Here is a 24041-nt window from a genome sequence, read left to right as displayed (position 1 = left end):
AATGAAACTTATGCATTATATTATATAAAATGGAAGGACTGGAACCATTGCGAAAACAGGATGGAATCTTACTCGAAAGCGGAACGAATGAACTTGAAATTGTCGAATTCCAAATGGGGGAGAACCGCTACGGCATCAACGTCATCAAAGTAAAAGAAATCATTCTCCCTACACCAATTACAATCATCCCGCATTCACATCCATCCATTGAAGGGATCATCCAACTCCGCGGATCAGTTCTTCCAGTGATCAATATGGAAAAAGTGATGGGACTGCCGGAAACAATCGGCAAAAACGAAGGGAAATACATCGTCGCCGCCTTCAATAAACAAGAAGTCGTTTTCCATGTCCATGAAGTTTTACAAATCCATCGCGTTTCATGGAATCAGATTGAAAAGCCAGCGGATCTCTATTCGGGAGACAGCTCGCAAGTCATCGGAGTCATAAAGCGGGAGAATGACATGCTTTTACTCCTGGACTTTGAAAAGATTGTCGTTGATATTAATCCGGAAAGTGGAATTCAAGTCGGGCAGGTGAGAAAGCTTGGCGTGAGGGAAAGGTCCAATAAAAAGATCCTCGTTGCAGAGGATTCCCCGTTGCTCCGTAAGTTGTTGAGTGATACGTTGACGGAGGCGGGCTATTGGAACATCGAGTTTTTCGAGAACGGAAAAGATGCGTTGGGTTATTTAGAAAGTCTGACTGCTGACGGAAAAAAGGTATCGGATGAAATTCAACTTGTCATAACGGATATCGAAATGCCGCAAATGGACGGTCACCATTTCACGACAAGGATCCGTGCGAACAACGAGCTGGCTATGCTGCCCGTTATCATCTTCTCTTCATTGATTACAGATGAATTAAAGCATAAAGGAATTAGCGTCGGTGCGAACGACCAAGTTAGCAAGCCGGAAATCGCAGAACTTGTGCTCAAAATGGACAAGCATATTTTATAAAAAGAAGCACCTCCTCATGTTTCCATGAGGATGGTGCTTTCTGTTATGAAATACGTATTTTTATTTTTCTTTCTTAAATTCCTTCAATCGTTCATATATACCCGCCAGCCTTTTCTCTTCTCCTGCAAGGACAGGTTCGTAATACTCCGCTTGCTTAATCTTATCCGGCAAATATTGCTGGTTCACCCAGCCGCCAAATGAACCGATAGGCGTATCATGGGGGTAACGGTAACCTTCATGCCCAAGCTCAGCCGCTCCAGTATAATGAGTGTCCCGTAAGTGGAGAGGGATGTCTCCTGTTTTCCCCTCGTTGATCGCTCTGACGGCAGCGTCGACCGCCTTGTATGCTGAATTCGATTTAGAGGCAAGGCACATTTCAATGACGGCATTCGCCAATGGAATACGTGCTTCCGGCATACCTAGACGTACAGCAGCCTCGGTTGCAGCGAGCACATGTGGACCGACTTCCGGCGATGCGAGCCCTATATCTTCGTAAGCCATGACGAGCAAGCGGCGGGACACGGCAATTAGATCGCCAGTTTCAAGCAAATTCGCCAAATAGAAGATAGCCGCATTCACATCACTGCCGCGCACCGACTTCTGCAATGCGGAAAGCAAATTATAATGATGTGACCCTTTCTTATCCCCGACAAGACCGATCCTGCCAATCAAATTATCGATTAACCAATCTTCAACAATAACCTTGCCTTGTTCCTCGTCACTTGCAGAAATGATCGATTCCAATAGCGTGAGCGCTTTTCGCGCATCCCCATTCACACCTTCTGCAATTTTTCGGATTTGGACATCTGACATTTCGATTGTCATATTACCGAGGCCGCGTTCTTCATCTTGTAATGCCCTTTCAAGCAATACGTCCAAGTCGTCAGGTTCCAGTCGATTCAACTGGAGGATTTCACCGCACCGAGATCTGATTGCTGGATTCACATCGTGGAAAGGATTTTCTGTTGTTGCGCCGATCAGGACGATCGATCCTTTTTCGACATGGGGCAATAGCGTATCTTGCTGCAGTTTATTGAAACGATGGATTTCATCCAGGAACAGTATGACTTTACCTGTGATCCGGGCTTCCGCAACGACTTCCTCTACATCCTTTTTCCCTGACACTGTCGCGTTCAATGCGATGAAAGGCAAGTGGCTCGTGCCTGCGATTGCATATGCCAATGATGTCTTCCCGATTCCAGGTTCTCCGTATAACAGCATGGAAGGGACATGACCTTTGGTTATCATCCTATAGAGCGCCGTATCTTTTCCGATAATATGTTGCTGTCCTGCAACTTCATCTATGTTTTTTGGCCGCATCCGAAATGCTAGTGGTTCATTTCGCAATCAAATCACTCCCCCGTACATCCGTTCCACTATTATACACGACGCGGACTTGGAAGTCATTTGAAGGAAAGCATTACAGCAGTTATGCTATAATATTTTGAAGTGTATAGATGAAATACGTAGTGAAATGGACGAGAAAAGGACGTTGGTTTAAATGAGGATTTCTACGAAAGGCCGCTATGGGCTGACTGTAGTTGTAGAACTAGGTAAAAAGTATGGGGAAGGCCCTTTGCCATTACGAAAAATCGCGGAAGAGCACAACTTGTCCGAAGCATATTTGGAGCAGCTCATCCCGGCGTTGCGGAATAGCGGAATCGTAAAAAGCGTCCGAGGTGCATACGGCGGTTATAAACTTGCAAAGCCGCCAGGCGAAATTACCGCAGGAGACGTCATCAGATTACTCGAAGGACCTATTCAGGTTGTAGAGGGAATTGGAGATGACAAAGTTCCGCAACAATCATTATGGAACCGTATCGGAGACGCCATTCGAGGAGTATTGGATACAACAACAATTAAAGATTTGGTGGAAGCAGACGAATCCACTGATCTTGATGGATATATGTTCTATATTTGAAGCTATTCAATAAAGGAGTCTAATTATGCAAACGATATATTTGGATCATGCCGCCACTACACCGATCCACCCGGACGTGAGTGCGGTATATGTGAAAGCGATGGACACGGTTTTTGGCAATCCTTCAAGCATCCATAGCTTTGGGAGGACTTCCCGTAAATTGCTCGACGATGCACGCAAGACGATAGCGGAAGCGATCCAAGCTGAACCGAATGAAATCATTTTCACATCAGGAGGCACGGAAGCCGATAATGTCGCCATCTTCGGAACTGCCGCAGCAATGAAGGATAAAGGCAACCATATTATTACGACGGCAATTGAACATCACGCCGTTTTGAATTCATGCAAGGAATTGGAGAAGAACGGATTTGAAGTCACATATTTACCTGTTGATGAAAATGGGAAAATACGTGCCGAACAAGTGGCTGATGCGCTAACGGACAAAACAGTGCTTGTCACCATCATGTATGGCAACAATGAAGTTGGCACGATTCAACCGATCAAGGAAATCGGCGAAATCGTCAAAGACCACCAAGCCATATTCCATACCGATGCAGTCCAAGCTTTCGGTATTATAGAATTGGATGTAAACGAATTGCAAGTCGATCTACTTAGCGCCTCCGCCCATAAATTGAATGGACCAAAAGGGGTCGGTTTCCTCTACCAAAGGAAGGGACTTCAAACGATGCCGCTTCAATTTGGTGGCGAACAGGAACGTAAAAGACGCGCGGGAACAGAAAATGTACCGGCGATTGCAGGATTTGCAGAAGCTATAAAAATAGCTAGGAATGAAATGGAAGACAATCATCGTAAGTATGATCGATATAAATCAATCTTGACTGAAGTTTTTCAACAAGAGGGGATCGGCTTCGTAGTGAATGCGGATATCGTCGATCGGCTGCCGCATGTCGTGAACATTAGCTTCCCTGGTACCGAAATTGAGTCGCTGCTCGTCAATATGGATATGGCAGGCATCGCAGTATCGAGCGGTTCCGCTTGCACCGCGGGATCCCTTGAACCGTCACATGTATTGTCGGCAATGTGGGGAAGCGATTCCCCGAAGCTACGGAACTCTGTACGTTTCAGTTTCGGTTTGGGACTCGACGAACAGGCAGTCAGAGAAGCGGCGACGAAAACAGCAAAAATTATACAACGGCTTGTGAAATGAAATGATAAAGGATGAAAACTATGAGAACTGCAAATAAACCAATATCCGAAACTCGGGTAGTCATCGGCATGTCCGGTGGAGTCGACTCATCTGTCGCTGCCCTTCTGTTGAAGGAGCAAGGGTACGACGTCATCGGAATTTTCATGAAGAATTGGGACGACACGGATGAATTCGGTGTTTGTACAGCAACCGAAGATTATGAAGATGTCATCAGTGTATGCAATGAAATCGGTATTCCTTATTATGCCGTCAATTTTGAACAACAATATTGGGACAAGGTCTTCACCTATTTCCTCGAGGAATATAAAGCCGGCAGAACTCCGAATCCGGATGTGATGTGCAATAAGGAAATTAAATTCAATGCATTCCTTGACCACGCAATGAGTCTAGGGGCAGATTTCCTCGCGACAGGCCATTACGCGCAAGTCGTCGAAACGAATGAAGGCGTTGCGATGCTCAGAGGGAAAGATGAGAACAAGGACCAAACTTATTTCTTGAATCAGCTCACACAGGAGCAATTGCAAAAGGTCATGTTCCCGCTCGGCGGGCTCGACAAATCTGAAGTGCGTCAAATTGCTGAACGGGCAGGGCTTGCGACAGCTAAGAAGAAGGATTCTACCGGTATTTGTTTCATCGGTGAAAGGAATTTCAAGGAATTCCTAGGACAGTATTTGCCCGCTCAGCCAGGTGACATGAAAACGATGGACGGCAAAACTGTTGGAAAGCATGATGGCTTAATGTACTACACGATCGGCCAGCGCCATGGGTTAGGAATCGGGGGCGCAGGAGATCCGTGGTTCGTTATCGGGAAAGACTTGAAAGAGAACACATTGCTCGTCGGTCAAGGGTTCCATCATGATGCGCTTTATTCCGACAGCTTGACTGCCATCAACGTCAGCTTTGCAACTGCCCGCACATTGCCGGCCACTTTTGAATGCACAGCGAAATTCCGCTATCGTCAACCGGACACGAAAGTGACGGTTGAGCTTACAGGTGAAGGAAATGCCAATGTCATTTTTGCGCAACCTGTCAGAGCGATCACACCAGGACAAGCCGTCGTCTTCTATGACGGTGAAGAATGCCTCGGTGGAGGAACAATTGATAAAGTCATAAAAAATGGTATGCAACTAGATTACGTAGGATGAGGGGAAGCATTATGGAATACAACGAAATTGGAATCAAGGCCCTTCAAGAAGGGAATTATGAAAAGGCCATCGAAGCCTTCATGAAAGCTGCAGAGGAAGAGCCGGACAATCCGGTCGGCTATATCAATCTTGGAAATGTCTTCGCTTCCGCAGGGGACACCGAAAGGGCTGAGCGATTCTTCCAGAAGGCGATCAGTTTGGATGAAAATGCGGGTTCAGCACTTTATGGCCTAGGCAATCTCTATTATACGAATGAACGGTTCGAAGAGGCTGCCAAACTGTATGAAAAGGCCATCCGTACAGGCTTGAATGAATCGGATGCCTTTTTCATGCTCGGAAAGAGCTTGAAGCAGTCGGACAAATCCAAGCTCGCATTGCCCTATTTCCAAAGGGCAGCGGAATTGGCGCCGGAGGACATTGAAATCCGTTTGGCGTACGGGATTCTGCTTGCAGAAATGGAGCTATTTGAAGAAGCGAGTAAAGAGCTGGCATTTGTCCTAGAGATAGATAACGAGAATGCAGATGCCCATTACAATTTAGGTGTGCTGTATGCCGTCTCTACGGATCGTAAGGATGATGCGCTTTTCCATTTGGAAAAAGCGTTTACGATCGAACCGGAACATACGCAAGCACGATATATATTCGATATGATTAAGTTAGGTTAATTTCCAAAATGGACGGAACGTAAGGCGGTGATCTGTTTGGCTGAAGGAAAAGGGAATAATGAAGCGGTTTTCATCGTTGGACGGCCTGTCGTCACTATTTTTCACAATCCTGATAATCTCTTTTCCATTGTTAAGATGAAAATAACGAAAACGAATAGCGGCTATGAGGATAAGGAAATCGTCATTAAGGGGAATTTCCCTCCCTTGGCGAACGAAGATGACTACAGACTGACGGGCAGGCTTGTCAATCATGCGACATATGGACAACAGTTCGACGTTCATACGTTTGCGAAAGAGATGCCCGAAACCGAAACCGGAATCGTCCATTACTTGTCTGGAGATCTATTTCCTGGAATCGGTAGAAAAACTGCCGACACTATCGTGAAAACTTTAGGCAAGGATGCCATCAAACAGATTCTGGAAAACCCTTCGGTGCTTGATCGCGTTCCGAAGCTTTCGGAAGAAAGGAAAGAGACTCTTGTCTCAGTGCTTCAGGAAAATCTCGGATTGGAAAGAAGCATGGTGCAATTGAATGAATGGGGATTCGGTCCTCAGCTAGCGATGCGAATCTACCAAACTTATCGAGAAGAAGTCATTGAACTGTTAAAAGAGAATCCCTACAAGCTGATCGAGGACGTTGAAGGAGTCGGTTTCCAGCGCGCGGATGAATTGGGAAGGCAGTTGGGGATTACCGGCAAGCATCCTTCCCGAGTGAAAGCTGCAATCCTTCACACGATGAACCAAGGCGTCCAGTCGGCTGGTCACGTCTATTTGCATGCTGAAACTGTGTTGCCCGAAGTGAAGCGGTTACTAGAGTCTAGCCAAACGGAAGAAGTGCCGTTCGATCATATTTCCAGATGTGTCATTGAATTGGTTGAGGAAACTAAGCTGTGCGGCGAAGGACAAAGGCTTTACATCCCTTCGCTTTATTTTTCTGAAATAGGCATTGCCTCTAAAATGGAAAGAATCATGGAAAACGATCTTTCCGACAAATTCCCAGTTTCAGAAATCCGTAAAGCGATTGGGGAAGCCGAAGAGCGGCTTGGTGTTAATTATGCCGAAACCCAAGTGGCGGCAATCGAAAAAGCGCTCCATTCGCCTGCAATGATTTTGACAGGGGGACCCGGAACAGGAAAAACGACGGTCATCCGTGGTTTAGTGGAAGTGTATGCCGAGCTGCATGGTCTTTCACTCGATCCAAAAGTGTATGTGGAAAAAGAGGAGACCTTTCCAATCGTTTTAGCAGCTCCGACAGGGCGAGCAGCTAAAAGGATGTCCGAGTCGACAGGACTTCCCGCAATGACCATTCATCGGCTTCTCGGCTTCAACGGCCAGGAAAAAGATGATGCAATCGGCAGGGAAGTGGAAGGGCGGCTAATCATTATCGATGAAATGTCGATGGTCGATACATGGCTTGCCCATCAACTCTTAAAAGCATTGCACAATGATATTCAAGTCCTTTTCGTAGGCGATCAGGATCAGCTTCCGCCTGTCGGTCCCGGTCAAGTGTTAAAAGATATGCTTGATTCGGGAAAGATCCCTGTCGTTGAACTGACCGAAATTTATCGCCAAAGCGCCGGGTCGACAATCATTGAGATGGCCCATATGATCAAAAATGCGGAATGGACAGATGACATAACGAGAAAAACGACTGACCGCTCCTTTATAAGGGCAAATGGAGAACAAATCCTCGAAGTCGTCGAAAAGGTCGTGAAAAACGCCATTTCGAAAGGCCATCATATTAAAAACATCCAAGTGCTTGCTCCTATGTATAAAGGACCGGCCGGTATCGACGGACTGAACAAGATGATCCAACAGATGGTCAATCCACCGGGACCGGATCGGAAAGAAGTCGTCTTCGGAGATGTTGTCTATCGGATCGGAGACAAAGTGCTACAGCTTGTCAATCAACCTGAAAGCAATGTGTTCAATGGAGATATGGGCGAAGTCATATCCATTATCAAGGCGAAAGAAACCGTAGATAAAAAGGAAATGCTGATCGTTTCTTATGACGGCATCGAAGTGGAATATGAGCGTAACGACCTAAATCAAATCACGCTTGCCTATTGCTGCTCAATCCATAAGTCTCAAGGAAGTGAATTCCCAATCGTAGTCATGCCAGTCGTTCGAGGATACAGAAAAATGCTCCGAAGAAATCTTCTGTATACAGGCATTACAAGAGCTAAGAACTTCCTCATCCTATGCGGTGAACCAGAAGAATTTAAAATCGGCGTCAACAGGACAGATGAACTGGAGCGGCAGACGACATTGAAAGATCGCCTGCGTAAGGAAACCCCTGTGGAAAACCGCGAAGAGATCATAGAAAATGAACAAGCCGAAGAGCAGCAATCTATACCTAGCGAAACTGCTAGCGAGACGCCGATAATCACTAAGGAGTACAAACTTACAATGGAGACGATACTCGGAATCGATCCAATGATCGGGATGCAAGGAGTCTCTCCTTATGATTTTTCAGAGGCGATGGATTGACACGGAGGCAGCGATTCCCTATAATCCAAAGTATCATATGAAATTCGATGACGGAGAAAGTACGCCTACCGCCATGCTCAGAAAGGAATCCCAAGGCTGAAAGGATTCCCATGGCCGTTTGTCGGAAAGCTACTCCAGAGAGCAACTAACACTTGCCGTTAGCCGCGTTATGGCTTCTTGAGATACCGGCTTTCCGTCGGTAAATTAGGGTGGTACCACGAAAAATCTTCGTCCCTTGTACAGGGGCGGGGATTTTTTTATTTTCACTTTATTTATTAGTGTGAAAGATTCTTTATCAAGGATTGGAGCGAAAGCCGGCGACTCCAGCGGGAATAGCACAAGCTGAAAACCCCGCAGGAACGCAGTGACGAGGAGATTGAAGCTGTGCCCGCGGAAAGCGTCCGGCTGAAGCGGAAATCCAGGTACAATGGCAACTTGACTACTAAGGAGGAATATTCATGAAAAAATTATCAGCATCTGAAATCAGAAAAATGTTTCTTGATTACTTCAAAGAGCATGGCCATAGCGAAGAGCCATCAGCACCCCTAGTGCCAATCGACGATCCATCACTTCTTTGGATCAACAGCGGCGTCGCGACACTGAAAAAATATTTTGACGGACGTGTCGTCCCGACAAATCCGCGAATCGTCAACGCACAAAAGTCCATTCGTACGAACGACATCGAAAACGTAGGAAGGACTGCACGCCATCATACATTCTTCGAAATGCTCGGGAATTTCTCGATCGGCGATTACTTCAAAGAAGAAGCAATTATTCGCGCATGGGATTTCTTGACGAATGAAAAATGGATCGGCTTTAATCCCGACTTGCTTTCCGTCACGGTCCACCCAGAAGATGAGGAAGCATACGCGATTTGGAGAGACAAAATCGGTATTCCTGAAGAGCGCATCATCCGATTGGAAGGGAACTTCTGGGATATCGGGGAAGGTCCAAGCGGCCCGAACTCCGAGATCTTCTACGATCGAGGACCTGCGTTCGGCGATGATTTTTCGGATCCGGAACTATATCCAGGCGGCGAAAACGAACGTTATTTAGAAATATGGAACTTAGTATTCTCCGAGTTCAACCATAATCCTGATCATACGTACACGCCGCTGCCGAAGAAAAACATCGATACAGGAATGGGGCTTGAAAGGATGGCCTCAGTCATCCAGGAAGTGCCGACGAACTTCGACACAGACCTATTCATGCCGATCATCCATGCTGTAGAAAAAGTATCTGGTGAAAAGTATGGCAAAGACGGTGTGAAGGATACAGCATTCAAAGTGATTGCAGATCATATTAGAACTGTTGCGTTCGCTATCGGCGACGGCGCATTGCCTTCTAATGAAGGAAGGGGATATGTTCTACGAAGACTATTACGTCGTGCAGTACGCTTTGCGAAACAATTGGGCATCAATAAGCCGTTCATGTATGAACTCGTTCCTGTCGTCGGGGAAGTGATGCAAGACTTTTATCCCGAAGTCAAAGAAAAAGAAGCATTCATCATGAAAGTAATTAAAAACGAAGAAGAGCGCTTCCACGAAACATTGAATGAAGGAATGGCAATCTTAAATGGCGTCATTGAAAAAGCGAAGGCGGAAGGCAATCCAATCGTTTCGGGTGCGGACGCATTCAAGCTTTACGACACGTACGGCTTTCCATTTGAGTTGACAGAGGAATTTGCGGAGGAAGCGGGCGTTACCGTCGACCGTGCTGGATTTGACGAAGAAATGGATAACCAACGGAAACGTGCTAGAGCTGCACGACAAGACGTAGATTCCATGCATGTCCAATCGGAAGTGCTTGGCAGCATCCATGAAAAAAGCGAATTCATCGGATACGATCAACTGTCCTGCGAGACGAAAATCGTTGCCCTATTGCATAATGGCGAATTGGTTGCACATGCTTCTGAAGGCGATGAAATCCAGTTCATGCTGGAGCGGACTCCTTTTTACGCGGAAAGTGGCGGGCAAATTGCCGATAAAGGAACTATATCAAGCGATACGTTCATCGTCGATGTGAAAGATGTCAAAAAGGCTCCGAATGGTCAACATCTGCATACAGCTATTGTTCGATCTGGAGAAATTGCTGAAAAATCGGAAGTGTTTGCTGAGATTGATTCAGAATCACGTAAAATGACAATTAAAAACCATACCGCTACACATCTTCTGCACAAAGCTTTGAAAAGCGTCCTCGGTGAGCATGTCAATCAGGCAGGCTCTTATGTAGGACCAGATCGTCTCCGTTTCGACTTCTCCCATTTCGGGCAAGTGACGAAAGAGGAGCTGGAAGAGATTGAAGCGATCGTCAACGAAAAGATTTGGGCGGATATTCCTGTCCAAATCGAACAGAAACCGATTGATGAAGCAAAAGAGATGGGCGCAATGGCTTTATTCGGCGAGAAATATGGAAATATCGTCCGCGTTGTGTCAGTCGGGGATTATTCAATTGAATTGTGCGGAGGCTGTCACGTGCCGGCAACTTCGACAATCGGCCTCTTTAAAATTGAATCGGAAGGCGGCATCGGTGCAGGGACGAGAAGAATAGAAGCAATTACAGGGCAAGAGGCATATCAATCATTTAAAAAGGAAGAGGCTCTTCTTACGGAAGCCGCTACATTATTGAAGGCCAATCCGAAAGATCTCGTTACGAAAGTCAGCTCTTTCCTATCTGATATGAAAGAGCTTCAGCGGGAGAATGAATCGCTTTCCGCAAAGCTTGGGAACAGTCAGCTCACGGATATCTTGGCAACTGCTCAACAGGTTGGCGATGTGACAGTCCTTTCCGCTAGAGTCGATGTTAAGGATAATAATGCACTTCGACAAATGATTGATGAATTGAAGCAACAAGTGAGCAATGGTGTAATTGTCCTAGGAGCTGCGGCTGATGGAAAAGTTTTATTGGCAGCGGGAGTGACAGAAGATTTGAAAAACGGGAACTTCCATGCTGGAAAAATCGTCAATCATGTAGCATCTCTCTGTGGCGGCAAGGGCGGAGGCCGTCCGGACATGGCGATGGCAGGTGCGAAAGATGCTTCTAAACTTGATGAAGCACTTCATTCCGTGTATGATTATGTCAAATCCGTTTAAGCGGAAATGGATGTCGGGTATAGAGCTAGTGGGAAAGGTATCCGATTTGCTAACGGACGATTGGAAAGCGGGGTGTCGACTATGAATTCATACGACAAGACGATGAAATTCAACTTTCCTGAAGAATCAATGGAGCAAGAAGTGAAACAAGTCATGCTCCATGTGCACAAAGCATTGGAAGACAAGGGTTACAATCCTATCAACCAAATTGTCGGTTACCTCTTATCGGGCGACCCGGCTTATATCCCTCGCCACTATGAGGCACGAAATCTCATTAGGAAATTGGAGAGGGACGAGATTCTCGAGGAATTGGTCAAGTTTTATATCCGTGAAAACGGAGGTCAGACGAATTGAGGGTAATGGGATTGGACGTCGGTTCCAAAACGGTCGGTATTGCAATCAGCGATGCTCTTGGGTGGACAGCCCAAGGCATCGAAACGATTAAAATCGATGAAAGTGCCGGCCAATTTGGCATGTCCAGAATTCAGGAGCTTGTAGCTGAATATGCGGTTACCTCTTTCGTAGTCGGATATCCGAAAAACATGAACAACTCCGTTGGTCCGAGAGGGGAAGCATCCGAAAGGTTTGCTGAAATGTTGGAAGAGGCGTTTGGTTTTCCTGTCATCCTTTGGGATGAGCGGTTGACGACAATGGCAGCGGAACGCATGTTGATCGAAGCTGATGTCAGCAGGAAAAAGAGAAAGACTGTCATCGATAAGATGGCGGCAGTCATGATACTTCAAGGGTATCTTGATTCAAAAAATAGATGAGGTGAATGTAATGGAACACGGACAAGAAACAATGACAGTAGTAGACGAGCACGGAGTAGAGCATGTATGTGAGGTAATCTTCACATTTGAATCAGAGGATTTCGGAAAATCATACGTCCTTTATCATATTCTAGGTGAAGAAGAAGTGGGCGATGATGAAGAAGTCGAAATTCATGCTTCAGCTTTCATCCCATCTGAAGACAATGAAGACGGTGAACTATTGCCGATCGAGACTGATGAGGAATGGGACATGATCGAAGAAATGTTGAACACATTCCTTGCAGAAGACGAGGACGAAGAATAATCCATATGTGCACGGACGGAATGGTGCAGGCCATTCCGTCTTTTTACTGCTATGGACCTTTTTTAGAGAGAAATTGTTTGGAATGAGGTGATGCTTGATGGAAAACGGTTCGAAAAAGGATCAGATGTTTGAGAAAATGCTTGAACAGAAAAAAGAAGTGAAGATAGTTAGACGAATCGTGTTCGTTGTTGCGCTCGTTCTTATTATCGGTGCTTTGATCGGAGGCCGAGCGGTATATAAATACATAACAGAAGCCCTCCAACCGGTCGACCCGAACTCGGAAGAAGTAATTGAAGTGGAAATCCCGATCGGCTCCGGCTTGACCTCGATTTCAGAAATGCTTGAAGCCAAAGGGCTCGTCAAAGATGCTAAGATCTTTAAATACTATGCAAAATTCAACAATGAAGCCCAATTCCAGGCAGGCTCATACGGCTTAACAAAAGCGATGACAATGGATGAATTGATTGAAAGCCTCAAGACTGGGAAGGTATACAGGACGCCTGTATTCACGATGACAATTCCCGAAGGTCTGATGTTGAATCAGATTGCAGCGATTGTTGAAAAGCGGATAGGCATACCTGAAAAAGAGTTTTTGGATTATGTCAATGACGAACAAACGATTGCCGATCTGATGGGAAGATATCCGAACATCCTGACAGAAGAGATTCTGGAAGAGGATGTCAGATATCCATTGGAAGGGTATTTATTCCCTGCGACTTATCCGTTTTATGAAGAAAAGCCATCAGTCGAAACAGTAGTTACGACGATGCTCGATGCAACATCGGACAATATAACTCCATACTTCGCGTATTTGGAGAGCAATAAAAAATCGGTCCATTGGCTACTTACTTTCGCTAGCCTGCTTGAAAGGGAAGCAACCGCTAAAACCGATCGGGAGACGATTGCAAGTGTCTTTTACAATCGGCTGGATGAAGGAATGCCGCTCCAGACGGATCCTACAGTGTTATACGCATTAGGCAAACATAAGGATCGGGTCCTCTACTCCGATCTGGAAGTCCAAGATCCGTATAATACGTATGTCCATAAAGGCCTCCCGCCTGGTCCGATTGCAAATGCCGGCAGATCCTCGATAGAAGCGGTCGTAGATCCTTCCATCACGGACTATCTTTATTTCCTTGCCGGTAAGGATGGACAGAATCATTTTGCGAAAACATATGAAGAGCATTTGAAACTTAAGAAGGAACATATATCGGGAGAATGACTGATTCAAAAAGAATGGAAGTGCCTTGTATGAAAGCCTTTGAAGCTTATATTTCCAGCATGCGAGAAGCGGATAGTCCGTTGATCCGTGAAATGGAGGAATTTGCGGCAGAACACCGTATTCCGATCATGGATCGGAGCGGGATGGAAACGTTCATTGGCCTGCTTCGAATCCAACGGCCGAAGTTAATACTTGAAATCGGAAGCGCAATAGGCTATTCTGCTATCCGGATGGTTTCCTCTTTGGAGGAAGCATCTGTCGTCACGATTGAGAGGGACAAGGAGCGGTATGCAGCCGCGGTAGAATATATTGAGCGGAGCGGATTCGGCGACAGGATTAAAATCATTGAAGGAGATGCACTTCTTCTATCCGATGAAACAATCCCTCCTTTGCGTTATGATGCCCTTTTCATTGATGCTGCAAAAGGTCAATATAAACGGTTCTTTGAAAAGTACTCCGAGCATGTGGAGCCGGGCGGCATAATCTATTGCGATAATATGTTCATGCACGGTGCCGTCATGCTTCCGGATGAAGAAGTGCCGAAACGGAATCGAACGATGATCCGTAATCTGAAGGAATTCACTTCATGGGTTATGAAGCATCCGAATTATGAGACGTCATTGCTGCCAGTAGGCGATGGAATCCTGGTTGCGGTAAAAAAGAGGGACTAAGCGAAATCCCTGTATTTGTGGGAGGAAAAGAAATGGATAAGAGAAAGCCTCTCGTCATCGGCATTGCCGGTGGTTCGGGATCAGGAAAGACGAGTGTTACGCACCGAATTTACGAAGTGTTCAAAGAACACTCAGTTGTCGTCATCGAACAAGATTATTATTACAAAGATCAATCCCATCTAGAGTTTGAAGAAAGATTGCTGACAAATTATGATCATCCACTTGCGTTTGATACAGATCTGTTAATCGAACATATCGGAAAACTTCTTGATCGGGAGACCATCGAAAAGCCGGTTTACGATTATGCGCTCCATACGAGATCTGATCAGAAAATCGCAATTGAACCGAAAGACGTCATCATTCTCGAAGGAATTCTCGTTTTGGAAGATGAAAGGCTTCGGGACTTGATGGATATTAAACTATTTGTCGATACGGACGCGGATTTGCGAATTATCAGGCGCTTGATGAGGGACATTAATGAGCGAGGGCGAACGATCGAATCGGTCATTGAACAATACCTCTCAGTCGTCCATCCGATGCATAATCAATTCATAGAACCGACAAAGCGCTATGCGGATATTATCATTCCTGAAGGCGGACATAACGAAGTCGCTATTGATTTGATGGTCACGAAAATAAAAACAATTCTTGAATTTGGAACGAATTTGTAATATGATGAAGTCAGAATTCAATATAAATGAGACTATGTCGCATACCTCTTGCAGGAGCGGCATAGTGTTTTTATGAACAGGAATATGAGGAGTGTTGTATAATGGTATCAGAGAAAAAGTATCCGATGACAGCATCGGGTAAGAAAAAATTAGAAGAAGAACTCGAGTTTCTTAAAACAGTAAAACGTAAAGAAGTAGTGGAACGCATCAAAATTGCACGGAGCTACGGAGACCTCTCGGAAAACTCGGAGTACGATTCCGCAAAAGAGGACCAGGCATTTGTCGAAGGTAAAATTTCTACACTGGAATCGATGATCCGCAACTCTGTCATCATTACAGAAAATGAAATGAATACTGACGAAGTACAACTAGGGAAAACAGTTACATTCAAGGAATTGCCTGACGGCGACGAAGAGACATATACAATCGTCGGCTCTGCCGAAGCGAATCCGATTGAGGGATTGATTTCCAACGATTCACCGATTGCAAAAGGCTTGATTGGCCGCAGTAAAGGCGATGAAGTGAAGATCTTGACTCCTGGTGGGGAAATGTCGGTCGTTATTGTTGAAATTAAGTGACCTTGAATGGCCGCCTTCAAATGAGGGCGGCCATTACTCGTTAGCAAGAAGATAGGGGGAAGGATATATGAAAGGAAATGATCCTAGATACTCGCGTGTGAATCGTAAGAAAATGCGCAACAAGAGCAACCAGCTATTGAACATTATGATCGGACTCGTCGTCGTATTGATTATCATTGTCGGCGCTTCAATCATCGTCGGGAACAAAGACGATGTAGTAAAGGAGAGTGCAGTTGAACAAGGAGAGGTCGATAAAACCGATTCAACTGACAATGAGTCACAAAATGAAGAAAATGATTCCGGTTCCGAATCCGAAAATGAAATGGGATCCGATGAAACGGGTGATGACGAAAGTGCTGATGCGGGACAGTCAGATTCAGGAAGCGAGGAAACAGGCGAATCAGACAGCAACGATGAAGGGGTCTCAGGTGAAGAGGAGACAGAAATCGTAAAGATTGTTCCGGATAATGACGAAATTATTATGGAAACTGTCATCGATAAGGGTTGGCAGCCGGTAGGGACTACTCAAACGGGCATCCACGAATCGAAATATGACGGTGAATCCGTTGATTGGAACGAAAAGAAAAAAGCCATTTCGTATGCAACCGGGCATTCAGAGGATGAATTGATTTTCTGGAAAATTAAAAACGGCGGAGGCCCCCAAAAATCGATTGGAATTGTTTCAACGAGGGACAAATCGAAGAAATACCGCGTTTCCCTCGAATGGGTTGATGGAAAGGGCTGGAAGCCTGTTCAGATGGACATTTTAAATACATTGGATTTTGAATATTGAACAGTGGATATTAGTCCGCGTTCGGTCGGAGGGTATATAAAGATGAAAATAGCAATCATTGGAGCGATGGAACAGGAAGTTGAAATATTAAGGGAGAAGATCGAGGATCCGATTACCGAAACGATAGCAGGCTGTGAATTCATTGAAGGAAAGATCGGGAAACATGAAATCATTCTCGTGAAGAGCGGAATCGGTAAAGTGAACGCGGCAATCGCGACTACTCTGCTTATCCAGCAATACTCGCCAGATGCAGTTCTTAACACAGGATCTGCAGGCGGCTTCAAGCAATCCCTTGATGTAGGAACGGTTGTCATCTCTGACCAGGTGAGACATCATGACGTCGATGCGACCGCTTTTGGCTATGAAATTGGACAAGTTCCTGGAATGCCTCCGTCCTTCCCTGCGGATGAAAAACTCATTCAAATCGCCAAGGAAGCCGTGGCCGAAATTGGTGAACATAACTATTCCATCGGATTGATAGCTTCCGGTGATGTATTTATGAGTGATGCTAAGAGGGTAGAGATTGTCAAAGGGCAATTCCCTACAATGATTGCGGCTGAAATGGAGGCGGCAGCTGTTGCACAAGTGTGCCATCAGTTCAGGACGCCGTTTGTCGTCATCCGTGCATTGTCAGATATCGCAGGAAAAGAATCGTCCATCAGCTTCGATGAATTCCTGCCATTGGCGGCAAAGCACTCATCGGAAATTGTCATGCACGCCATCTCGAAATTCTAGGATGATTATGGTAGAATGTTATCATGTTACATAATGCGTGAAGGAGGTAATAAAGGATGTTTTATTTAATGGCTGGTGTATTCGTCGTAACGGCAGTTATTGCGGTGGTCATTGCTCGTGAGGTAAGTGCAGACTGATTTTGACTATGCAGCATGAATAAAAGAAGCAATAAAGAGGCGTTTCCTTTCACAGGGCCCGTGGCCACGTGTCTGGAAACGCCTTTTCATTTGTGATGGACGGCTTTTTATTCATTATACTCATGCTTGAAAAGCTGATATAGCTTAACGATTGCTCTTTTTTCGATGCGGGAGACATAGCTTCTTGAAATGTTGAGTTGCTGCGCGATTTCCTTCTGGGTCATCGGTTGATCGTCGAGAAGACCGTACCTTCTCTGAATGATTTCAAGCTCTCTTCCATCCAGTTTTCCAAGATGGCGGTAAAGTCGCTCCTTTTGCTCTTTCTGCTGGACGGTTTCAATTGGCGCTTCCTCGTCGGTCTGCAACAAATCTGCTATCTGAAGGGACTGACCGTCTTTATCTGTCCCTATCGGATCGAAGAGTGATACATCCTTCTGCACTTTCTTTTGCGTACGCAAGTACATGAGTATTTCATTTTCAATACAACGGGCTGCATACGTCGCAAGCTTCGTCTTACGATCAAGTGTGAAACTGTTTACAGCTTTCATGAGCCCGATTGTGCCGATGGAGATATAATCGTCTAGTTGTTCATGTTTTGGATGAAATTTTTTTACGACATGAGCGACGAGGCGCATATTCCTTTCAATGAGCTCATCTCTCGCACTTTCATCACCTTCTGCCAATCGTTTCAAGCAATCAGCCTCTTCCGCTTTCGATAGCGGTCGACGGAATGCCTGCCCCCTGATATAGCCGACCATAGCAGGGACTTCGACCCACAGTTGGACGAGTGCCATGACAAACCCGCTCATCGGTCCACCTCCTGTGTCGTTATATGACAGCATATGCGATGACTGCTTGTTTACATTCGGTTATAGAACGGAGAAAATCAACGGATTTCCAGCTTAGCTCAATCCGTGCCATTGGATGGCAATATGATATAATCGGAATACAATTAGAGAAATAACGGAGTGGTTAACTTGTATAAATATTTTTTGCCGGATGAATATGTCAAAAATATTTTTCAGATTTCACCGGAGGCATTAAAAGAAAAAGGAATCAAAGGAATTATCACCGATTTAGACAATACTTTGGTGGAATGGGATCGGCCTGAAGCGACGCCCGAGATAATTGAATGGGTAAGGATGATGCAGGAAGCTGGTCTCCAAGTGGCGATCCTTTCGAATAATAACCAGAGCCGCGTTGAATCGTTCTGCAATCCGCTCGGCACGCCATTCATTTGCGACGCTCGAAAGCCTTTGGCAAGGAATTTTAAAAAGGCTCTCACAATGATGGGCCTACAGAAAGAAGAGGCTGTAATGGTAGGCGATCAGCTGATGACAGATGTTTTAGGTGGCAACAGATTCGGTCTTCATACAATTCTCGTAGTGCCCGTAGCAAGCTCAGATGGATTCGTGACGAAATTCAATCGGATGATTGAAAGAAGAATCTTGTCAAAACTGAAAAGGCAAGGATTGATTAAATGGGAGGAATAAGTTTGGAACGACTTACATGTATAGGGTGTGGAATTGAAATACAAACAGAAGATCCGAAAAAGGAAGGGTATGCACCTGCTGCTTCATTGGAGAAGGAAGAAGTCATTTGCAGACGTTGTTTCCGCCTTCGAAATTACAATGAACTACAGCCCGTCTCTTTATCAGGAGACGATTTTCTAGCGATATTGAATGGTATCGGGGAAAAAGATGGCCTTATCATCAAAGTCGTCGATATTTTCGATTTCAATGGAAGCTGGATAAACGGCTTACAACGATTTGTCGGAAAGAAAGATATCCTTCTGATCGGCAATAAGTCTGATGTACTTCCTAAATCCATCAACCGCAATCGACTGATTCAGTGGATGAAGGCTGAGTCTTCAAAGCTTGGCTTGAAGCCGGTTGATGTATTGCTCATTTCCGCATACAAAGGTCATGGAATGGAAGAGGCATTGACAGCCATAGATAAATATAGAAAAGGGAAAGACGTCTATGTCGTCGGTTGTACGAATGTCGGAAAATCAACATTCATCAATCGGATCATCAAAAATGCGACGGGCATGGGTGAAGTGATCACAACTTCTCATTTCCCAGGAACGACACTCGATCTTGTTGAAATCCCACTCGACGATGGCAAGGCCATCTATGATACACCTGGTATCATTAACGACCATCAGATTGCCCATCATCTGGATACGAAAGACTTGAAGGCCATCACGCCTAAAAAGGAACTGAAGCCTAAAGTATTTCAATTGAACGCGGAGCAAACATTGTTCATCGGTGGTCTAGCAAGATTCGATTTTCTATCGGGCGATCGTTCTTCATTTACGATCCATGTCTCGAATGAAATCCCTATCCATCGGACGAAGCTTGAGAACGCCAACTCGTTGTATGCTGCGCATCTCGGAGAAATGCTCTCCCCGCCAAGCGGCGATTCCCTTGAAAAGATGCCGCCGCTCGTAAGACATGAGTTCTCGATTAAAAAGCCCAAAATGGATCTCGTCATTTCGGGATTAGGCTGGATCACTGTTCAGCATCCGGGAGTTGTCGTTGCGGTGCATGCACCGCGAGGAGTCGATGTAGTACTCCGTCCATCGCTTATTTAAGGAGGACTGTTTCATGAAAAAGTGGTATGCGGTCATCGGTGACCCAATTGCTCAATCGATGTCTCCTATAATGCACGATACGTGGTTTCGGGAAAACGGGATCGACGCATCCTATATTCCGATCCACGTAGAGGCAAATCATTTAAAGGATGCCGTTGACAGCTTGAAACGATTAGGTTGCAGCGGTTGGAATGTTACAGTGCCTCATAAAAGTGCAATCATTCCTTTTCTCGATCAAGTGGACGAGGAAGCAAGGCGGATGGACGCTGTGAATACTGTAAAAGTCCTTGATGATGGAACGTTATTCGGAACGAACACTGATGGTCGCGGTTTTGTCCGCTCCTTGCAAGAAATTGGAACTACTCCTGAAGATGTCGGAGAGTTGCTCATCATAGGCGCTGGCGGGGCAGCTGCAGGCATTTCCTATGCACTTGAGTCGGCGAGTTTCGGCCCAATTGCCATTACGAACCGTACAATAGAGAAAGCTAAGCAAATGTCCAAAGGCATTACAGGAAGTTACGCTATACAAGTAGACGACGCGCAATCTGAAATTAGTAAATTCGGTTTGATCGTTCAAACGACTTCTGTCGGGATGAATTTTGCACAAAGTGGATTCCCACTCGATCCGAAAGGAATTTCCGAAGGCGCAACGGTCGCTGACATTATCTACAATCCATTGGAAACCGAATTTCTCTGCCGTGCCCGGGAGGCTGGCGGTAAGACATTGAACGGGATCGGTATGTTTGTCCACCAAGGGGCATTGGCCTTTGAGCTTTGGACAGGCGTCTACCCGGATACGAAGAAAATGATTCATTCAATTACAACTGAACTTGGAGGAAAATAAATGTTAACAGGTAAACAGAAAAGTTATTTACGAAGTGAAGCGCATCATCTCCAACCGATTTTTCAAATTGGAAAAGGTGGCTTGACTGAACCGATCATCAAACAGATCGAAGAGGCGCTTGAAGCCCGTGAGTTGATTAAAGTGAGCATCCTTCAAAATTGTGAAGAAGATAAAAATACGATTGCGGAGAGACTGCAAGAGGAAGGAATTGAGGTCGCGCAAGTGATCGGTAAAATCCTTGTGCTTTACAAAGAGTCGAAGGAGAAAAAGCGAATCGTTTTACCTTAAGGAGGACAACATGAAAAAGATTGGACTGCTGGGCGGTACTTTTAATCCACCGCATATCGGACATCTTATCATGGCGAATGAAGTGAAGCATGCACTGCAACTTGATGAAGTTCGGCTAATGCCCACTTCGATTCCGCCTCATAAAGCGGACCCATCAGATGCAACGCCCGAGCAAAGGTTGCGAATGGTTGAACTTGCCGTCTCAGGCACACCCGGATTGACCGCATCCTCTTTTGAAGTTGACCGGGGCGGTGTCTCCTATACGTTTGATACGATGAAAGCCTTAAAGGAACAGGAACCGGAAACCGAATTCCACTTTATCATCGGCGGCGATATGATCGATATGCTGCACAAATGGTATAAAATCGATGAACTGATGAAAATTGTGACGTTTGTCGGTGTGGGGAGACCGGGTACTGTAGGTGAAACGCAATATCCGATTACAATGGTTCAAATCCCGGAAATCGATTTGTCTTCGACGTTGATCCGTAACCGGCTGCAAACAGGCGGCACGATACAATTCCTTGTACCGGACGACATCGCGACGTATATCCGACAGGAGGGGCTCTATGGAAACCGGATCATTGATAGCGGAACTTGAAAAAAGATTGCCGAGAAGGCGTTTTGAGCATGTAATGAGGGTGACGGAAAAGGCAAAGGAATTGGCTTTACGATACAGTGTTCCGGTAAACAAAGCGGAACAGGCGGCACTGTTCCATGATATTGCGAAATTCATGGAGCCGGCTGATATGCGAAAACTTATCGAAGAGAATGGGGAAGATAAAAGGCTTTTGTCCTTCCATCATGAACTTTGGCATGCGGCAGCGGGACGTATCATCGCTGAGGAGGAGTTCGGAGTGAAGGATTTGGATATCCTCAATGCCATCCGTTATCATACGACAGGCAGGCCCGGCATGTCCGTCTTGGAGAAAATTGTTTATATTGCAGACTTAATTGAACCGGGAAGGAATTTTCCGGGCATTGAAAAGCTGCGCGAAGCTGCCGAACTGCAGATTGATGAGGCGATGAAGGCTTGCATCGCCCATTCTGTGCTCTATCTTATCGATAAGCGCGCCGCTGTCTTTCCGGACTCCATTGAATGCTATAATGAACACGTACGAAGAATTTGAAACAGCCAACTACGAAAGGAAACGTGAAAATATGTCAACTTTACTTGAAACAGCTTATAAAGCGGTAGACGATAAGAAAGGGCAAGACATTGTCGTATTGAATATGGAGGGAGTTTCACTCATCGCAGACCAATTCATCATTTGTCATGCGAACTCGGAGCGCCAAGTGCAAGCAATTGCCAGAGAAGTTGCCGATAAGGCTTCAGAAAACGCATTTGACGTCAAAAGAGTGGAAGGTATGGATAACGGCAGATGGGTCCTCGTCGACTTGGGCGATGTCATCGTCCACGTATTCCATAAGGACGAGCGCGGATATTATAATTTGGAGAAGTTATGGGGAGATGCTCCATTGCTGAAAATGGACGATGGACAATAAAGAGGCATATACGGACTTCGCCCTCGTCTATGATGAATTGATGATAGATATACCTTATGAGGCATATGTGGAGTTGATCTCCCTTGCTGCTGACGGGATAAAAGAAAAGAAAATCATCGATGTCGGTTGCGGGACGGGTTTGCTTTCTGTAAAGTTATCGAAAGCCGGGGCATTTGTGACAGGGATCGATTTATCTAAGGATATGCTCAATGTCGCAGAAAAACGCGCAAATGACCTTTCCTTGGACATTGATTTTAAGAAAATGCCAATGCAGGAAATAGAAGGGGCAGAGCAATTTGACGTTGCTGTCATAGCGATTGATTCGCTGAACTACTTACCGGACCGTGAAAGTGTCCTCGACACTTTCAATGGTATCCATTCTGTTTTGAGAAAAGGTGGAGTGCTCATTTTTGATGTGCATTCCACTTTCAAGACCGACGTCATTTTCATGGAAGGTCCATTCACTTTCGATAACGATCGTATCGCATATATTTGGCATACAGAGGAAGGCGATGAGGAGCATTCCGTCATGTCGGAACTCAGCTTTTTCGTAAAAGAGGATAGCGGCCTTTACCGTCGATTCGATGAAAGACATCAACAACGCACTTTTCATGTGTATGAATACGTAGATTTATTGCAAGATGCTGGTTTTACGATGGAACGTATTTTTGCAGATTGGGAAGATGAGCCCCCGCACGAAGAAAGTGAGAGAATATTTTTTCAAGCGCGTAAATGACACTTCCAATTTCGTTGGAAATCAGATATAGTGGGATATGACTCCATATGGATGCCTCGTAGAAAGGGTGGTAAAGCTGTTTCTATCGATCGTATCCGGAAAATGGCGTAAAATCATCACCCCTATTGCAGCAATCGCTGTACTATCCGCAATTCTGTTCTTTCCCCGAGGGCAGGCCGACAGTCAACTGACAGTCGCAAGCGGACAAACCCCAATTTTAGATGTTATACAAGAGCAACAACTAGAAGAAGAGCAGCCGATTGAAAGTATTGAAACGGCCCCGATGATGATCATGGTCGATATCCAAGGCGCCGTGAAGTATCCTGGCGTCTATTCACTCATGGAAGGAGATCGTCTGATCGATGCCATTCATGCGGCGGGTGGCTATTTGGCTGATGCGGATTCCCGAATGCTGAACCACGCTATGAAACTTCCAGATGAGTTTTTCATTTATGTGCCTAGGGAAGGTGAAGAAGTTGATTTTTCCGGGTCAGCCGGTTCAAGTCATCTCCAGCAGGGCGATGGCTCGAAGGATGACGGAAAAGTGAACATCAACACCGCGGATGCGCAGGAGCTCATGACAATTCCGGGAATCGGACCGTCAAAGGCCGCTGCCATCATTCAATATCGTGAAGAGCATGGGCTATTCGCTTCCCCCGAAGCCATAATGGAAGTGTCTGGAATCGGGCAAAAGACGTATGAAAAGCTTGAGTCTTTCATTACGGCAAAATAATTGAAACTGTTTGGAGGCATACA

The 24041-nt window shown here is 45.5% G+C and carries 27 protein-coding genes and 1 other annotated feature; of the genes, 25 read left to right on the top strand and 2 right to left on the bottom strand.

Going from position 1 to position 24041, the window contains the following annotated elements; genetic code table 11:
* Window positions 1–47: 47 nt before the first annotated feature.
* Entirely contained in the window at window positions 48–953 is a 906-nt protein-coding gene (locus AB1K89_RS11340) for a chemotaxis protein (protein ID WP_413054844.1), read from the top strand.
* A gap of 60 nt (window positions 954–1013) precedes the next feature.
* Here AB1K89_RS11340 and AB1K89_RS11335 read toward each other — a convergent pair whose 3' ends face one another.
* Window positions 1014–2300: a replication-associated recombination protein A gene (locus tag AB1K89_RS11335; protein WP_413054843.1), complete on the bottom strand. Its 1287-nt coding sequence runs from the start codon at window positions 2298–2300 to the stop codon at window positions 1014–1016.
* A 154-nt stretch (window positions 2301–2454) separates the two neighbouring features.
* Here AB1K89_RS11335 and cymR point away from each other — a divergent pair, with 154 nt between their 5' ends.
* The 15 genes from cymR (at window position 2455) to mtnN (ending at window position 17178) form a co-directional block, all read left to right on the top strand.
* Window positions 2455–2874, top strand: coding sequence for a cysteine metabolism transcriptional regulator CymR (gene cymR / locus AB1K89_RS11330; RefSeq protein WP_252502867.1), 420 nt, complete (start codon window positions 2455–2457; stop codon window positions 2872–2874).
* A 25-nt stretch (window positions 2875–2899) separates the two neighbouring features.
* Window positions 2900–4042: a cysteine desulfurase family protein gene (locus AB1K89_RS11325; RefSeq protein ID WP_413054842.1), complete on the top strand. Its 1143-nt coding sequence runs from the start codon at window positions 2900–2902 to the stop codon at window positions 4040–4042.
* 20 nt (window positions 4043–4062) lie between these two features.
* The gene (gene mnmA, locus AB1K89_RS11320; protein ID WP_413054841.1) at window positions 4063–5187 is read left to right on the top strand and encodes a tRNA 2-thiouridine(34) synthase MnmA; all 1125 of its coding nucleotides are present in this window, start codon (window positions 4063–4065) and stop codon (window positions 5185–5187) included.
* Window positions 5188–5198: 11 nt separating this feature from the next.
* Window positions 5199–5852, top strand: coding sequence for a tetratricopeptide repeat protein (locus AB1K89_RS11315; protein ID WP_413054840.1), 654 nt, complete (start codon window positions 5199–5201; stop codon window positions 5850–5852).
* 36 nt (window positions 5853–5888) lie between these two features.
* The gene (recD2, locus tag AB1K89_RS11310) at window positions 5889–8342 is read left to right on the top strand and encodes an SF1B family DNA helicase RecD2 (RefSeq protein WP_413054839.1); all 2454 of its coding nucleotides are present in this window, start codon (window positions 5889–5891) and stop codon (window positions 8340–8342) included.
* Between the two features lie 38 nt (window positions 8343–8380).
* Window positions 8381–8581: a binding site (T-box leader), on the top strand.
* A gap of 219 nt (window positions 8582–8800) precedes the next feature.
* Entirely contained in the window at window positions 8801–11434 is a 2634-nt protein-coding gene (gene alaS / locus AB1K89_RS11305; protein ID WP_413054838.1) for an alanine--tRNA ligase, read from the top strand.
* Between the two features lie 81 nt (window positions 11435–11515).
* Window positions 11516–11788 (top strand): IreB family regulatory phosphoprotein, encoded by a 273-nt coding sequence (locus AB1K89_RS11300; protein WP_251624673.1) that lies wholly within the window; start codon window positions 11516–11518, stop codon window positions 11786–11788.
* A complete protein-coding gene (ruvX, locus tag AB1K89_RS11295) occupies window positions 11785–12204 on the top strand; it encodes a Holliday junction resolvase RuvX (protein WP_252502873.1) in 420 nt (139 codons plus the stop codon). Before AB1K89_RS11300 ends, ruvX begins: the two co-directional genes overlap by 4 nt.
* A 10-nt stretch (window positions 12205–12214) precedes the next feature.
* Window positions 12215–12508, top strand: coding sequence for a DUF1292 domain-containing protein (locus AB1K89_RS11290; protein WP_252502874.1), 294 nt, complete (start codon window positions 12215–12217; stop codon window positions 12506–12508).
* Window positions 12509–12605: 97 nt separating this feature from the next.
* Window positions 12606–13730 carry an endolytic transglycosylase MltG gene (gene mltG / locus AB1K89_RS11285; protein ID WP_413054837.1) on the top strand — a complete coding sequence of 375 codons (1125 nt, stop codon included), beginning with the start codon at window positions 12606–12608 and terminating at the stop codon, window positions 13728–13730.
* Between the two features lie 29 nt (window positions 13731–13759).
* A complete protein-coding gene (locus AB1K89_RS11280; protein ID WP_413054836.1) occupies window positions 13760–14401 on the top strand; it encodes an O-methyltransferase in 642 nt (213 codons plus the stop codon).
* 32 nt (window positions 14402–14433) lie between these two features.
* Complete coding sequence (gene udk, locus AB1K89_RS11275) at window positions 14434–15072, top strand: uridine kinase (RefSeq protein ID WP_413054835.1); 639 nt, start codon at window positions 14434–14436, stop codon at window positions 15070–15072.
* Window positions 15073–15173: 101 nt separating this feature from the next.
* A complete protein-coding gene (gene greA, locus AB1K89_RS11270; protein ID WP_252502878.1) occupies window positions 15174–15650 on the top strand; it encodes a transcription elongation factor GreA in 477 nt (158 codons plus the stop codon).
* Between the two features lie 67 nt (window positions 15651–15717).
* On the top strand, window positions 15718–16443 hold the full coding sequence (locus AB1K89_RS11265) for a YrrS family protein (protein WP_413054834.1): 726 nt from the start codon (window positions 15718–15720) through the stop codon (window positions 16441–16443).
* 42 nt (window positions 16444–16485) lie between these two features.
* Window positions 16486–17178, top strand: a complete 693-nt coding sequence (gene mtnN / locus AB1K89_RS11260) for a 5'-methylthioadenosine/S-adenosylhomocysteine nucleosidase (RefSeq protein WP_413054833.1) — start codon at window positions 16486–16488, stop codon at window positions 17176–17178.
* Window positions 17179–17422: 244 nt separating this feature from the next.
* On the opposite strand, the gene sigK is transcribed toward mtnN, so the two are convergent.
* Window positions 17423–18124, bottom strand: a complete 702-nt coding sequence (gene sigK / locus AB1K89_RS11255) for an RNA polymerase sporulation sigma factor SigK (protein WP_252502881.1) — start codon at window positions 18122–18124, stop codon at window positions 17423–17425.
* Between the two features lie 168 nt (window positions 18125–18292).
* Between sigK and AB1K89_RS11250 the strand changes: the two genes are divergently transcribed.
* The 9 genes from AB1K89_RS11250 to AB1K89_RS11210 are packed head-to-tail and all read left to right on the top strand — an operon-like array spanning window position 18293 to window position 24018.
* The gene (locus tag AB1K89_RS11250) at window positions 18293–18808 is read left to right on the top strand and encodes a YqeG family HAD IIIA-type phosphatase (RefSeq protein WP_413054832.1); all 516 of its coding nucleotides are present in this window, start codon (window positions 18293–18295) and stop codon (window positions 18806–18808) included.
* Entirely contained in the window at window positions 18796–19911 is a 1116-nt protein-coding gene (yqeH, locus tag AB1K89_RS11245; RefSeq protein WP_413054831.1) for a ribosome biogenesis GTPase YqeH, read from the top strand. Before AB1K89_RS11250 ends, yqeH begins: the two co-directional genes overlap by 13 nt.
* 13 nt (window positions 19912–19924) lie before the next feature.
* Entirely contained in the window at window positions 19925–20755 is an 831-nt protein-coding gene (gene aroE / locus AB1K89_RS11240; protein WP_413054830.1) for a shikimate dehydrogenase, read from the top strand.
* The gene (yhbY, locus tag AB1K89_RS11235; RefSeq protein WP_413054829.1) at window positions 20756–21043 is read left to right on the top strand and encodes a ribosome assembly RNA-binding protein YhbY; all 288 of its coding nucleotides are present in this window, start codon (window positions 20756–20758) and stop codon (window positions 21041–21043) included.
* A gap of 10 nt (window positions 21044–21053) precedes the next feature.
* Complete coding sequence (locus AB1K89_RS11230) at window positions 21054–21644, top strand: nicotinate-nucleotide adenylyltransferase (RefSeq protein WP_413054828.1); 591 nt, start codon at window positions 21054–21056, stop codon at window positions 21642–21644.
* Window positions 21613–22173 (top strand): bis(5'-nucleosyl)-tetraphosphatase (symmetrical) YqeK, encoded by a 561-nt coding sequence (gene yqeK, locus AB1K89_RS11225; protein ID WP_413054827.1) that lies wholly within the window; start codon window positions 21613–21615, stop codon window positions 22171–22173. Before AB1K89_RS11230 ends, yqeK begins: the two co-directional genes overlap by 32 nt.
* 31 nt (window positions 22174–22204) lie before the next feature.
* Complete coding sequence (gene rsfS, locus AB1K89_RS11220; RefSeq protein WP_413054826.1) at window positions 22205–22549, top strand: ribosome silencing factor; 345 nt, start codon at window positions 22205–22207, stop codon at window positions 22547–22549.
* The gene (locus tag AB1K89_RS11215; protein ID WP_413054825.1) at window positions 22539–23285 is read left to right on the top strand and encodes a class I SAM-dependent DNA methyltransferase; all 747 of its coding nucleotides are present in this window, start codon (window positions 22539–22541) and stop codon (window positions 23283–23285) included. The genes rsfS and AB1K89_RS11215 overlap by 11 nt, the downstream gene beginning before the upstream one ends.
* Before the next feature lie 37 nt (window positions 23286–23322).
* Complete coding sequence (locus tag AB1K89_RS11210; protein WP_413054824.1) at window positions 23323–24018, top strand: helix-hairpin-helix domain-containing protein; 696 nt, start codon at window positions 23323–23325, stop codon at window positions 24016–24018.
* The last annotated feature ends 23 nt before the right edge of the window (window positions 24019–24041 follow it).

The organism is Sporosarcina pasadenensis (assembly GCF_047228845.1).
Lineage (GTDB): Bacteria > Bacillota > Bacilli > Bacillales_A > Planococcaceae > Sporosarcina.
This window is presented reverse-complemented; position numbering and strand designations above follow the sequence as displayed.

What these genes read in the sequence shown, in the direction of transcription:
- alaS (WP_413054838.1), top strand. Translation starts at nt 8,801, where the DNA reads ATGAAAAAATTATCAGCATCTGAAATCAGAAAAATGTTTCTTGATTAC.
- cymR (WP_252502867.1), top strand. Translation starts at nt 2,455, where the DNA reads ATGAGGATTTCTACGAAAGGCCGCTATGGGCTGACTGTAGTTGTAGAA.
- AB1K89_RS11215 (WP_413054825.1), top strand. Translation starts at nt 22,539, where the DNA reads ATGGACAATAAAGAGGCATATACGGACTTCGCCCTCGTCTATGATGAA.
- greA (WP_252502878.1), top strand. Translation starts at nt 15,174, where the DNA reads ATGGTATCAGAGAAAAAGTATCCGATGACAGCATCGGGTAAGAAAAAA.
- AB1K89_RS11265 (WP_413054834.1), top strand. Translation starts at nt 15,718, where the DNA reads ATGAAAGGAAATGATCCTAGATACTCGCGTGTGAATCGTAAGAAAATG.
- AB1K89_RS11280 (WP_413054836.1), top strand. Translation starts at nt 13,760, where the DNA reads ATGAAAGCCTTTGAAGCTTATATTTCCAGCATGCGAGAAGCGGATAGT.
- rsfS (WP_413054826.1), top strand. Translation starts at nt 22,205, where the DNA reads ATGTCAACTTTACTTGAAACAGCTTATAAAGCGGTAGACGATAAGAAA.
- mtnN (WP_413054833.1), top strand. Translation starts at nt 16,486, where the DNA reads ATGAAAATAGCAATCATTGGAGCGATGGAACAGGAAGTTGAAATATTA.
- yqeK (WP_413054827.1), top strand. Translation starts at nt 21,613, where the DNA reads ATGGAAACCGGATCATTGATAGCGGAACTTGAAAAAAGATTGCCGAGA.
- sigK (WP_252502881.1), bottom strand. Translation starts at nt 18,124, where the DNA reads ATGAGCGGGTTTGTCATGGCACTCGTCCAACTGTGGGTCGAAGTCCCT.
- aroE (WP_413054830.1), top strand. Translation starts at nt 19,925, where the DNA reads ATGAAAAAGTGGTATGCGGTCATCGGTGACCCAATTGCTCAATCGATG.
- AB1K89_RS11325 (WP_413054842.1), top strand. Translation starts at nt 2,900, where the DNA reads ATGCAAACGATATATTTGGATCATGCCGCCACTACACCGATCCACCCG.
- AB1K89_RS11290 (WP_252502874.1), top strand. Translation starts at nt 12,215, where the DNA reads ATGGAACACGGACAAGAAACAATGACAGTAGTAGACGAGCACGGAGTA.
- yqeH (WP_413054831.1), top strand. Translation starts at nt 18,796, where the DNA reads ATGGGAGGAATAAGTTTGGAACGACTTACATGTATAGGGTGTGGAATT.
- AB1K89_RS11315 (WP_413054840.1), top strand. Translation starts at nt 5,199, where the DNA reads ATGGAATACAACGAAATTGGAATCAAGGCCCTTCAAGAAGGGAATTAT.
- AB1K89_RS11300 (WP_251624673.1), top strand. Translation starts at nt 11,516, where the DNA reads ATGAATTCATACGACAAGACGATGAAATTCAACTTTCCTGAAGAATCA.
- udk (WP_413054835.1), top strand. Translation starts at nt 14,434, where the DNA reads ATGGATAAGAGAAAGCCTCTCGTCATCGGCATTGCCGGTGGTTCGGGA.
- yhbY (WP_413054829.1), top strand. Translation starts at nt 20,756, where the DNA reads ATGTTAACAGGTAAACAGAAAAGTTATTTACGAAGTGAAGCGCATCAT.
- AB1K89_RS11210 (WP_413054824.1), top strand. Translation starts at nt 23,323, where the DNA reads ATGACTCCATATGGATGCCTCGTAGAAAGGGTGGTAAAGCTGTTTCTA.
- AB1K89_RS11230 (WP_413054828.1), top strand. Translation starts at nt 21,054, where the DNA reads ATGAAAAAGATTGGACTGCTGGGCGGTACTTTTAATCCACCGCATATC.
- mnmA (WP_413054841.1), top strand. Translation starts at nt 4,063, where the DNA reads ATGAGAACTGCAAATAAACCAATATCCGAAACTCGGGTAGTCATCGGC.
- mltG (WP_413054837.1), top strand. Translation starts at nt 12,606, where the DNA reads ATGGAAAACGGTTCGAAAAAGGATCAGATGTTTGAGAAAATGCTTGAA.